The organism is Empedobacter sp. ULE_I140 (assembly GCF_053482575.1).
In genome coordinates this window covers 1,511,606-1,523,559 of sequence record NZ_JBQMTX010000001.1, presented here as the reverse complement: position 1 = coordinate 1,523,559, position 11,954 = coordinate 1,511,606, and the positions used below count along the sequence as shown (strand labels likewise).

At 31.9% G+C, this 11,954-nt stretch carries 9 protein-coding genes and 1 pseudogene; 7 read left to right on the top strand and 3 right to left on the bottom strand.

From position 1 onward, the window contains the following. Positions 1–2 precede the first annotated feature (2 nt). Genes rlmN through ACTS9J_RS07250 form a run of 3 tightly spaced genes read left to right on the top strand, consistent with a single transcriptional unit; the run spans position 3 to position 3,006 of the window. The gene (gene rlmN, locus ACTS9J_RS07260) at positions 3–1,052 is read left to right on the top strand and encodes a 23S rRNA (adenine(2503)-C(2))-methyltransferase RlmN (RefSeq protein WP_038336309.1); all 1,050 of its coding nucleotides are present in this window, start codon (positions 3–5) and stop codon (positions 1,050–1,052) included. Between the two features lie 11 nt (positions 1,053–1,063). Continuing rightward, positions 1,064–2,017: a hypothetical protein gene (locus ACTS9J_RS07255; RefSeq protein WP_286495588.1), complete on the top strand. Its 954-nt coding sequence runs from the start codon at positions 1,064–1,066 to the stop codon at positions 2,015–2,017. 56 nt (positions 2,018–2,073) lie between these two features. Then, positions 2,074–3,006 carry a polyprenyl synthetase family protein gene (locus ACTS9J_RS07250; RefSeq protein WP_180906365.1) on the top strand — a complete coding sequence of 311 codons (933 nt, stop codon included), beginning with the start codon at positions 2,074–2,076 and terminating at the stop codon, positions 3,004–3,006. A 295-nt stretch (positions 3,007–3,301) separates the two neighbouring features. Here the strand turns inward: ACTS9J_RS07250 and ACTS9J_RS07245 are convergent, their stop codons facing one another. Then, a complete protein-coding gene (locus ACTS9J_RS07245; protein WP_448353079.1) occupies positions 3,302–4,213 on the bottom strand; it encodes a GNAT family N-acetyltransferase in 912 nt (303 codons plus the stop codon). A gap of 95 nt (positions 4,214–4,308) precedes the next feature. Here ACTS9J_RS07245 and kbl point away from each other — a divergent pair, with 95 nt between their 5' ends. The 4 genes from kbl to ACTS9J_RS07225 all read left to right on the top strand — a co-directional run bounded on the left by kbl (position 4,309) and on the right by ACTS9J_RS07225 (position 10,227). After that, complete coding sequence (gene kbl, locus ACTS9J_RS07240; RefSeq protein WP_114999975.1) at positions 4,309–5,508, top strand: glycine C-acetyltransferase; 1,200 nt, start codon at positions 4,309–4,311, stop codon at positions 5,506–5,508. Positions 5,509–5,576: 68 nt separating this feature from the next. Beyond that, a complete protein-coding gene (locus ACTS9J_RS07235) occupies positions 5,577–6,065 on the top strand; it encodes a hypothetical protein (protein ID WP_416410004.1) in 489 nt (162 codons plus the stop codon). Between the two features lie 67 nt (positions 6,066–6,132). Next, positions 6,133–8,820 (top strand): PD-(D/E)XK nuclease family protein, encoded by a 2,688-nt coding sequence (locus tag ACTS9J_RS07230; RefSeq protein ID WP_291047085.1) that lies wholly within the window; start codon positions 6,133–6,135, stop codon positions 8,818–8,820. A 138-nt stretch (positions 8,821–8,958) separates the two neighbouring features. Further along, positions 8,959–10,227 carry a dicarboxylate/amino acid:cation symporter gene (locus ACTS9J_RS07225; RefSeq protein ID WP_280037926.1) on the top strand — a complete coding sequence of 423 codons (1,269 nt, stop codon included), beginning with the start codon at positions 8,959–8,961 and terminating at the stop codon, positions 10,225–10,227. Positions 10,228–10,309: 82 nt separating this feature from the next. Here ACTS9J_RS07225 and ACTS9J_RS07220 read toward each other — a convergent pair. Together ACTS9J_RS07220 and ACTS9J_RS07215 are read right to left on the bottom strand one after the other, a co-directional pair. Continuing rightward, positions 10,310–10,626: pseudogene (locus ACTS9J_RS07220) on the bottom strand (GNAT family N-acetyltransferase). A 102-nt stretch (positions 10,627–10,728) separates the two neighbouring features. Further along, complete coding sequence (locus tag ACTS9J_RS07215; RefSeq protein ID WP_312066987.1) at positions 10,729–11,850, bottom strand: metallophosphoesterase; 1,122 nt, start codon at positions 11,848–11,850, stop codon at positions 10,729–10,731. Positions 11,851–11,954: the final 104 nt, after the last annotated feature.

Here is an 11,954-nt window from a genome sequence, read left to right as displayed (position 1 = left end):
GTTTGAGTACAACAAAAAAAGATATACGAAAGCTTTCACAAGCTGAGATTGAAGATTATTTCAAAGAGATTGGAGAAAAATCATTCCGCGCAAAACAAGTGTACGAATGGTTATGGAAAAAGAATGCGCATCAATTTGATGACATGACGAATATCTCAAAAGCTCTACGTGAGCAATTGGGAGAATCTTTCCAAATTCAACCTGTTGAAGTTGATCTTCTACAAAAATCTAACGACGGAACCATCAAGAATGCGGTTAAACTTCATGATGGTAACGTTGTGGAATCTGTTTTAATTCCGACTGATTCTCGCACAACTGCATGCGTTTCTTCGCAAGTTGGTTGTAGCTTGGATTGTACTTTTTGTGCAACAGCGCAATTAAAACGTATGCGTAACTTAACAGCTGCCGAAATCGTCGATCAAGTTGTGATTATCGATGAAGAAAGTAAACGTTATTTCAATCGTCCTTTAAGCAATATCGTATTTATGGGAATGGGAGAACCTTTGTTAAATTATAACGAAGTAATTTCTGCCATCAAAAAAATCACATTGCCAGAAGGACTAGGAATGGCTCCAAGACGAATTACAGTTTCTACTTCGGGAATTCCTAAAATGATTGAAAAACTGGCTGACGAAGATTTACGTGTTAACCTTGCGGTATCTTTACATTCGGCTCGAGAAGAAGTTCGTAATGTGATTATGCCTTTTTCTGTTAAATTTCCGTTGACGGATTTAATGGATAGTCTTCAATATTGGTACCAACAAACAGGTTTACGAATTACGTTCGAATATATTGTTTGGGGCGGTGTTAATGATAAAAAAGAAGATATCGATGCATTGGTAAAATTCTGTCGAAAAATTCCTTCTAAAGTGAATATTATCGAATATAATTCGATTGATGACGGAATCTACAAACAAGCATCAGAAGAAGCAGTTAACAATTATATCAAAGCTTTAGAATCCAACAATATTGTGGTAAATGTACGTCGTAGTCGCGGAAAAGATATTGATGCAGCTTGCGGACAATTAGCCAATAAAACTGGAAATGATTAAAACATAATCAAATGAAATATTTAGCCATATTTTTATTTTTGATTCTGACTAAATTCTCTTTCGCGCAAATAGTAGAAAACATCGATACAATTTCTATTGATGATTATAAAATGGAAAGTATCAACTTACCGCCTACTTTGAACGAAATTTCGACTTTAGAATATGAAAAAGAAGATAAAAATGTGGCTTCTTTTTGGGGTTTAAACGATTCTGATTCCAAACCAGAATTGTATCGTTTTGATGCAAAAACAGGTAAAATTATCAATACTATTTTCATCACAAATGCTCCAAATATCGATTGGGAAGAAATGTCTTCGGATGATAATCGAATTTATTTTGCTGATTTTGGAAATAATTTGGGCAAACGAAAAGATTTAGCCATTTATTTTATCCAGAAATCAAACATCGATTATTCAAAATCTTATCAGCAATTAAAAGCTGAAAAAATAGAATTTTATTATCCAGATCAAGAAACTTTTCAGTTCAAAAATATGACGACAAATTGGGACGCAGAAGCATTTTTTGTCTACCAAAATCAATTGCATATTTTTACAAAAGAATGGTCAAATATGTCAACGTCTCATTATGTTGTTCCTATTGACTCTTCTAAAAAACACGCAGCCAAAAAGTTAGAAACTTTTCCTACAAATTACGCTGTAACTGCTGCTTATATCGATGCTGATGTAAATAGTTCTACCAAAGGAGTTTATCTGTTAGGCTACACAAAAGAAGCGTTAACGTTTATCAGTTGGTTTGATTTGCCAAAAGATAACAATCAGTTATTCTTCACTTCTCAAGTTAAAAAAATAAGTTTACCTTTGGGCTTCACGACACAGTTGGGACAATTGGAAGGTATTTCAGTTTTGCCAACCGAAAACAAAATTTGTTTTAGCGGAGAGGAATTTAATTATAAAGGATTCTATGCAAAACAGGTTGTACATTGCATCAATAATTTTACGAATTAAAAAACTAAATTTTGGGTAACACGGTAGATTTGATTAAAGCTCCGATCGCGGAGGAAATGAAATTGTTTGAACAGAAATTCTTCGAATCGATGAAGAGTAATGTTTCGCTTCTTGACCGTATTTCCAATTATATCGTGCGTAGAAAAGGAAAACAAATGCGTCCGATGTTTGTATTTTTAACTGCAAAATTAAATGGCGAAGTACAAGAACGTACCTATCGTGCAGCTTCTTTTATCGAGCTTATTCACACCGCAACTTTGGTACACGATGATGTAGTGGATGATAGTACATTGCGTCGTGGTTTCTTTTCACTTAATGCGATTTGGAAGAACAAAGTAGCTATTTTGGTGGGAGATTATTTTTTATCAAAGACCTTAATTATTTCGACTAAAAACAAAGATTTCGATTTACTTGAAGTTGTTTCGGTTGCGATACAGGAAATTTCGGAAGGTGAATTATTGCAAATCGAAAAAGCGCGAAAACTTGATATTACAGAAGATGTATACTTCGAGATTATTCGAATGAAAACGGCAACGCTTATCGCAGCTTGTTGTGAAGCTGGTGCGCGTTCTGTTGGTTGTTCGGAAGAAGTAGCGAAGAAAATGCATCGCTTTGGTGAATTGGTTGGAATTGCCTTTCAGATCAAAGATGATTTGTTTGATTATACCACTTCTAATGCAATTGGAAAGCCTGTCGGAATTGACATCAAAGAACAAAAAATGACGTTACCGTTGATTTATTCAATTAACACAGCGAATGAAAAAGACAAAAAATGGTTAATTAATTCGGTAAAACGTTACAACAATGACAAAAAACGTGTACGCGAAATTATTCAGTATGTGAAAGATCACGGCGGAATTGAGTACACGCAAAAAATGATGAAACAATATAGCCAAGAGGCTTTAGATATACTATACGAATTTCCCGAAAGTGAATTTCGAAATTCATTGGAAACAATGGTGAAATACGTAATCGAAAGAGAAAAATAACAAAAGGACTTCTTATTGAAGTCCTTTTTGTTTTATATTAAGAATTAACATTTCTAAACTCTAGATGCGATATTGAAACAAGTTCAATATAACTTCGATAAATTAAGATCTATTTTCAATAATAAATTAAGGGAGAATTTCAAGTTGAATTCAATTCAGCTTCTCATCACTTTAAAAACTAAATCAACCTCACGACATTACGAATTAAGTCAGCTTGGTTCTAGACACTTTGTTTACAACATAAAAAAGCCATTACAAACCGTAATGACTTTATATTTTGATTAAAACCTTATTTTTAAATGGATTTCTGATAAATATAATCATCCATAATATATCCATTTCCAATGTCAAATGTTTTTGATTCCATATTCTTGTAACCATTTTTCTCATAAAAACGAATTGCTTTCGCATTGTGTTTATTCACCGTTAAATGAACAGCTTTTGCTCCTTTTTCTCGCGCATAATCTACAACTCTATTCAACATCAATTGTCCAATTCCTTTGGTTTGATTAGACTCTTTCAAGTAAATTTTGGATAAGAAAACAGTATTATTTTCATCTAATTTGTAATGCAAATAACCAGACGGAACATTATCAATTTTCAGGATTTCCCAAACATCTCCATTTACAATTCCTTCGTTTACTTTATCAGTATTATACATCATATCAATCATATAATTGATTTGATCTTGTGATAACAAATCCTTGTAACATTCGTTCCAAATCTCATTTGCCAAAGGTTGAACTAAATGAATGTTTTTCTCATTAATAGTGTGAAAATGAGGATAAACGTCCAATTTTACTGGATTTATTTTTTGATTAACTTCTAAATTTTGTAGAATTTCATCTTTACGTTTATCAATTTCGACTTCTAACATTTGCAATGTCCATTTACGCTTTAATGAATTGTAATAAAACATTCCGATACCAATGTATAAAAAGACTTGTACAGCAATTGACACATAATTTTCGGCCAAAAATTTATTCATTTTAAGGCTATTTTCCATCAAATTATCCATAGATGAACTATTAAAATTAACACCGATATCAATAATTCCTGAAGCAAACAATAAAACAAATACAAAAGAAAAAGCAATCTCACCCGCTATGTATAATCCTACTGCTGATAAAACCGTTTTTAATTTATCCTTTTTGAAAAATTTTGCTAAGAAATAGAACTGAAAACTAAATATGATGATTAGAAACACTGTTTATTATTTTTTATGTCTCACAAAAATACGAAAAATATGCCCGCAAACATTTATATTTGTATGAAACATATCAAAACAAAAAGTGATTTATTATGTATAGCGATAAATTTCAAAACTACTTACAAACGCAATTGAATGATTTAGAAGAACAAGGATTATTCAAAAAAGAACGCATCATTGCTTCTCCTCAAAGTGCAGAAATTACATTAGAAAATGGTAAAACATTACTTAATTTTTGTGCGAACAACTATTTAGGATTATCTGATAATAAAGACGTTATCTCAGCTTCTCAAAAAATGTTAGATGACCGCGGATACGGAATGTCTTCGGTTCGTTTTATTTGTGGTACGCAAGATGTACACAAACAATTAGAGAAAAAAATCGCTAATTTCTTAGGAATGGAAGATACGATTTTATATGCTGCTGCTTTTGACGCAAATGGTGGTGTTTTTGAGCCTTTGTTTACAGAAGAAGATGCTATTATTTCTGATGAATTAAACCACGCTTCTATTATTGATGGTGTTCGTTTATGTAAAGCTGCTCGTTATCGTTATAAAAACAATAATATGGCTGATTTAGAGGCTCAATTAATTGTAGCTTCAGAAAAAAATCATCGTTTCAAAATTATTGTAACAGACGGAGTTTTCTCTATGGATGGTATCGTTGCAGACTTAAAAGGTGTTTGTGATTTAGCTGATAAATACGATGCTTTGGTAATGGTTGATGATTCTCACGCAACTGGTTTTATTGGAAAAACTGGACGTGGAACACATGAGCACAACGAAGTAATGGGACGTGTAGACATCATTACATCTACTTTAGGAAAAGCTTTAGGTGGTGCAATGGGTGGATTTACTTCTGGTAAAAAAGAAGTAATCGAAATGTTACGTCAAAAATCTCGTCCATATTTATTCTCTAACTCTTTAGCTCCTGGAATCGTTGGCGCTGCTTTGCAAGTGTTAGAAATGTTAGAAAATGACACAACTTTACGTGATAAAGTAATGTGGAATGCTGAATATTTCCGCAAAGAAATGGTTGCTGCTGGTTTTGATATTCCAGAAGGTGATGCTGCAATTGTACCTGTTATGTTGTATGATGCAAAATTATCTCAAGTAATGGCAGACAAATTATTAGATGAAGGTGTTTATGTAATCGGATTCTTTTTCCCTGTTGTTCCTCGCGACAAAGCACGTATTCGTGTACAATTATCAGCTGCACATACAAAAGAGCAATTAGATCATACAATTGCTGCTTTTACAAAAGTTGGTAAAGAATTAGGAGTGATTAAATAAGAATTTGTTTTTTCAATATTATATTAGCGACTAAATATTTTTAGTCGCTTTTTTTATATATTTAACTTATGCTTTTCAAAAATAAAACATATCAAATAACGACAAATCTTTCTGATCAAGAAGTTTTTAAAATACTGAATGATAATACAGAAGAAAAAAGAATTCGTTTTTATAAAAGTAAATATGAATTTGAAGGGATAGTTTATAAAGATCATTTCAATTTGATGAAAACGATTAGCGGACGAAATAGTTTTAATCCTCAAATTATTGGTCATTTCAATACCAACGACAATAAAACCACTATTGTTTACAATTTAGAATTAAACTCTTTTGTTTCAATATTTTTCATTGTTTGGATAAGTATTGTGACTTTATTTTTTATAATCTCACTTTTTCAAATTATTACTAATGGAATTCATAATTTTTTACCTTTAATTTCTATTCCGATGTTATTTTTTGGATTCATATTATATTTTGTTGCTACAAAAATGTCTGAGGATAAAATCACTGAAACTTTTGAAAAATTATTTCAAGAAAAAGTTCAAGAAGTAAAATAATTCAACGCCACGAATTGTCTCTCAAAATCCTTACTTTTACAACAACTCAACGAAAGAAAATTTCAAAATGGCTCAATTCATAGAAAATGTTGTAAAAGATTTAGTCCAAAATCAAAAAAACTTTATCAACACCACTTTAGTTTTACCAGGAAAACGTCCCATGTTATTCTTCAAACAAGAATTTCAGCGTCAAGCGCAAAATATCATTCTTCCACAAATGAAAAGTATCGAAGAATTGATGAGCGAACTTTCTGGTTTAGAAATTATTTCTGGAATTAATCTATGGTTCAAAGCGTATCAAGCCTATAAAAAAATCGTTGACAAGCCTGATTCTTTCGAAGATTTTATCAAATGGGGACCAACTGTTTTGAAAGATTTCGATGATATCGATGCTTCTTTGCAACCTGCGCATAAAGTTTTAGACTATTTGATTTCGGTAGAACGAATTAGTCAATGGGGAGATGGAAAAATTGAGATTGGGAAAAATGAAATCATTCAAAATCACTTAACGTTTTGGGGAATTGTTTCAAAATTATATTTTCAATTACAACAAGATCTGTTGGATTCGAAAGAAGGTTATGCTGGGATGGTTTTTAGAATCGCAAGTGAAAAGGTTGAAGAGATTGTCGAAAACAGAACTTCACATTATGTTTTTGCTGGTTTTAATGCCTTGACAAAAGCAGAACAAGCACTAATTTTTCGATTAGAAAAAGAAAAATTAGCCACTTTATATTGGGATGCAGATAAATATTATTACGAAAATCCGAATCAAGAAGCTGGTTCTTTTCTAAGAAAATACAAAGAAAAAATAAAACCTATCAATTGGGTGGTTGATGAATTTTCGAGACCAAAAAATTTACAGACAATTGGTGTTGCAAAACAAGTTGGACAAGCAAAATATATTGCAGATTTAATTAGAAATCTCAACGAAGATGAGATAAAAAATACCGCGTTGATTTTGGCTGATGAATCTATTTTACCAGCAATTCTCAATTCGTTGCCCGAAAATATCACACATCTCAACATTTCGATGGGAATTCCGTTACGTTCTGTTCCGTTAGCGCAATTTTTCAAATCAATTTTTGAGTTGCAAATGAATCGGGAGAAGTTAGGAAAAGGAACCATGTTTTATTTCAAAAATGTCTTACAAATTCTTGAAAATAAAACATTATCTCTTTTTAGCACAGAAGAAAGTCGAAGATTAATCGGTGATATTCGTTTACAAAATAGAATATTTAATTCTCAAAATTCGATTCAAAATGCCTTAAGAGAATCAATCTTTAAATCTATTTTTCATATTCCGAAAAGCATCACTGAATTTATTCATCATCTAAAAAATTGGACAGACGAATTACTGCATCATCCTTCGATGAACGATTTGTTGACAAAAGAATATTTGTTCTTTTTCAAAAAAGTTTTCAATCAATTGCACGAAAATTTGTTGAGTGTTGATGATATCAAAGATTACAGAACCTTGTTTTTATTGTACAATAAAATCGTTTCTTCCGAGACAATTTCCTTTATTGGAGAGCCTTTGAAAGGTTTACAATTGATGGGATTATTGGAAACTCGTTTATTGAATTTCGATAATATTATCATGACTTCTGTGAATGACGAAATTTTGCCTTTGGGACGACAAAACAATACATTTATTCCGTATGACATTCGCAAACAAATGAAATTGAATACATTTACCGAAAATGATTCGATTTATGCATATCACTTTTATCGTTTGATTCAGCGTGCGAAAAACGCTTATTTCGTGTACGATACCGAAGCTGACGGAATGGGTTCTGGAGAAAAATCTCGCTTTTTGGCTCAAATCAAATTTGAAAGTAATCACGAAGTGAAAGAAACTTTTGCTGCTCCAAGTTTTGTTACAAAACCTTTGAAAGAAATCATTGTTCCTAAAACTGACGAAACAATGGCTAAACTTCAAAATTGGGCTGAATATGGAATTTCACCTTCTTCACTTTCGACATATTTACGCAATCCGTTAGATTTTTATGAACAACGTGTTTTTAATGTAAATGAAGTCGAAGAAGCCGAAGAAATTGTAAGCGCAAGAACGTTAGGAAACATTGTACACGGAGCTTTAGAGGATTTGTACACGCCTTATATTGGACATATTTTGCATGAAAATGATTTCAAAAATATCGAAAAAATAAAAGATAAAACCTTACAAAAACATTTTAGCAAAGAATATAAAGATGGGCATTTAGATAAAGGACCAAATTATTTGATTTATAAAATTGCAGAGCGAATTGTAGATGGCGTTTTGTCTAAAGATACAACTACTGCAAAAGAAAATGAATTTGTTATTCGAGCTTTGGAGAGCAAGCTCGAAGTTGATTTTACACTTACAAATGGCAAAATTGTAAAACTGAAAGGGGTGATTGATAGAATTGATTCTGTCAATAATCAAACTCGAATTATTGATTACAAAACTGGTTATGCGAAAGATATTTCGGTTAAAACCGAAGAAATAGAAACCGTTTACAAAAAAGAAGATAAAGCCAAACAATTGCAATTAATTTTCTATGCTCATTTATTTTATGCAGACAAAAAAAATCTAAATAAAGACATTGAATTGTGTATTTATCCGATCAAATTTCCAAATAAAGATTTAATTAAACTTTCGGTTGATAAAAATACAACCATCGATTATTCGATTGTCGAGAATTCTAACGCGCCAATGTCAACATTAATTGAAGAGATTTTAAATCAAGAAATTCCGTTCAAACAGCCAGAATAGTACACAATACACTATAAAGAAAACCCTTTATAAATACTACATACAAAGGGTTTTATATTTTATTTGGTGTATAAATTGATTTATATTCTTAATAATTTGCTAAAAAATAGTAGTTTTGGAAAAGTTTAAAATCGCATAATGAAAAACAATAAACTTTTTATAGCTATTATTATTGCCCTTCTTATCGGGGTTGCGCTTGGAGGATATGTACATTATAATACCTCTCCAGAATTTATTAAAACATTTTCGACTAACATAAAACTTCTTGGTACTATTTTTATTCGTCTTATTCAGATGATTATTGCGCCTTTAGTTTTCTCAACATTAGTAGTTGGTATTGCTAAAATGGGCGATATGAAAATGGTTGGACGTGTTGGTGGACGTGCAATGGGTTGGTTTATCACAGCTTCACTTACTTCTTTGGTGATTGGTGCTATTGTTATCAATGTAATGAAACCTGGAGAAGGATTGAATATTGAAATCGATTCAAGTTCTGCTCAAGATTTATTAAAAGGTCAAGCTTCGCTTACATTAGAACATTTCATTACACATATGATTCCTAAATCTGTTTTCGAATCATTTGCAACAAATGAAATCTTACAAATCGTTGTTTTCTCTATTTTCTTTGGTGTCGCAATGGCAGCTTATGGAAAAGAAGGCGAAATGATTACGAAAGCGTTAGATAAAATTTCGCATATCGTTTTAATTATGGTTGGATATGTAATGTGGACTGCGCCATTAGGAGTTTTAGGAACTATTTCTGCTGCTATTGCAACGTACGGATTCGGTATATTCTTACTTTATGTTAAATATTTAATCGCCTTTGTAATTGGTATTTTGCTTCTTTGGGCTGTTTTAATTTTGGTTGGATATTTCATCTTAGGAAAACGAGTAATCGACTTATTAAGACACATCAAAGCGCCATTATTAATCGCTTTCTCTACAACTTCATCAGAAGCTGTATTCCCAAAATTAGTTGAAGAATTAGAAAAATTTGGGGCTCAAAAGAAAATTATTTCGTTTACTTTACCGCTCGGATATTCCTTCAATTTAGATGGATCGATGATGTACATGACGTTCGCGTCGCTATTTATCGCGCAGGTTTATGGAATTCACATGCCGATCGAGAAACAAATTTTGATGTTATTAGTCTTAATGCTTACTTCAAAAGGTGTTGCAGGTGTGCCAAGAGCTTCATTAATTGTAGTGGTTGCAACTTGTTCGATGTTTGGAATTCCACCAGAAGGAATCGCATTGATTTTACCAATCGACCATTTCTGTGATATGGCTCGTTCGATGACGAATGTTCTTGGAAATGCTTTATCGACTGTTGCAGTTGATAAATGGGAAGGACACGTCGCAATTGAGCAAACATATACACACGATGATGATCATCACAAAGCTTAAATAAATTGCTTTTCAAAAATATTACAAGAAATGCGACCTGATTAAGGTCGCATTTCTTGTAATAATCTCATTCGTTAACCGATTACAATTCGTTATAGTTAGAGAATTTAGGATGAACAATTCGTTTCCATTCCGGATGTTTCTTGATGTAGGCATATACATAAGGACAATACGGAAACAAAGGATTTTTATGTTCCTCCAAATAAACCAATGTTTTTTCAACCAAAGCAGCAGCAACGCCTTTTCCTCCTAATTCTTCAGGAACTTCGGTATGAATCAATTGATAATATCATCTTCTTCTTTATAATCTATAAAAGCGATGTATCCGTCTACATTCAGCTCAAAACGAAAAGCTGATTCATTTTTTACAACCTGTAAAGGAATTAATTCTTCATTCATATTATTTCTTTTTTTATGACAATAATCCGATAAAAATCTGTTTTCAGAATTGATATACATCAAAAAAGCAATCAAAAACTTTGATTGCTTTTTCCTAATACTTTATACTGATTTCAACTCTATTAATGTTATTTCTGGCCAAACACCTACTCTTCCTGGGTAAAAATGATAACCAAATCCGCGATTTACATTGATAATCTTTCCTTCAAAATCATAAAAACCTGCCCATTGCGGATACACATATTGCGCCGGACTCCAACGCAAACCAATTTTCGGAACTTCAATTCCTAATTGCATTCCATGCGTATGTCCAGACAAAGTCAAGTCAAAATGTTTCGGATGATTTTTCAATATCTCATTCCAATGCGAAGGATCATGAGACATCACAATTTTAAAATCTTCTGTATTTACATAATTCGAAGCTGCATCAATATCACCTAATTTCTTAAATCGTGTTCCCCAATTCTGAACGCCAATCAATGCAATTTTTTCACCATTCTTTGTAATAAATCGGTTTTCATTCAATAATAATTTCATTCCAATCTTAGGGAAAATCGCTTTAATTTTCTCAAAATTATCTTGCTTTTCTTCCTCCGTTTTCCAATCCGAATATTCTCCATAATCATGATTTCCTAGCACTGCAAAATTTCCGTGCGGCGCTTGTTTTATTTTAGAAAAAACATCGTACCATTTGTCCATTTCCCAATGAAAATTATTCACAATATCACCCGTAAACAATAGTATATCAAACTCTTGTTGATTAATTAAATCCACTGCATATTCTATTTTCTCACGATTGTCCAAACTTCCCGAATGAATATCCGTTATATGTAAAATCTTGAAACCATCAAACGATTTTGGTAAACGTTGATATGCCAATTTTTTCTTGATTACCTTGAAATTATATTTTCCTAAAGTCATTCCATAAATCAAACTAAAAAAAGGTATTGAAGCTACTATTAATCCAGAAATCATTACAAATTTTCGACGAGAAGGTAAATAAGAATCTTCTTTTGTTTGATGATTTGTTGCACGATTAAATAGCCACCCAAAGCCTCTAAAAATATCTTGAACCAAGAAAAATAGAACCAAAATAATTCGAGGAAAACCAAACAACATAAACAAACCTGTTGCCCACATTGTCGTTTGCGTTTGACCAACATTACGATCAAAAAAGATTAGATTATATCCAAAATTACCCAAAACAAGTAACCACAAAAGCATATTCCCGAAAAGAATATACTTATTTTGAATGAATTTTTTAAAATTATAATACAGGTAAATTTCAAGTACGATTGAAATAATTATTGACGTGATAACACTATAAA

What these genes read in the sequence shown, in the direction of transcription:
- ACTS9J_RS07230 (WP_291047085.1), top strand. Translation starts at nt 6,133, where the DNA reads ATGGCTCAATTCATAGAAAATGTTGTAAAAGATTTAGTCCAAAATCAA.
- kbl (WP_114999975.1), top strand. Translation starts at nt 4,309, where the DNA reads ATGTATAGCGATAAATTTCAAAACTACTTACAAACGCAATTGAATGAT.
- ACTS9J_RS07215 (WP_312066987.1), bottom strand. Translation starts at nt 11,850, where the DNA reads ATGCTTTTGTGGTTACTTGTTTTGGGTAATTTTGGATATAATCTAATC.
- ACTS9J_RS07250 (WP_180906365.1), top strand. Translation starts at nt 2,074, where the DNA reads ATGAAATTGTTTGAACAGAAATTCTTCGAATCGATGAAGAGTAATGTT.
- ACTS9J_RS07225 (WP_280037926.1), top strand. Translation starts at nt 8,959, where the DNA reads ATGAAAAACAATAAACTTTTTATAGCTATTATTATTGCCCTTCTTATC.
- ACTS9J_RS07235 (WP_416410004.1), top strand. Translation starts at nt 5,577, where the DNA reads ATGCTTTTCAAAAATAAAACATATCAAATAACGACAAATCTTTCTGAT.
- ACTS9J_RS07255 (WP_286495588.1), top strand. Translation starts at nt 1,064, where the DNA reads ATGAAATATTTAGCCATATTTTTATTTTTGATTCTGACTAAATTCTCT.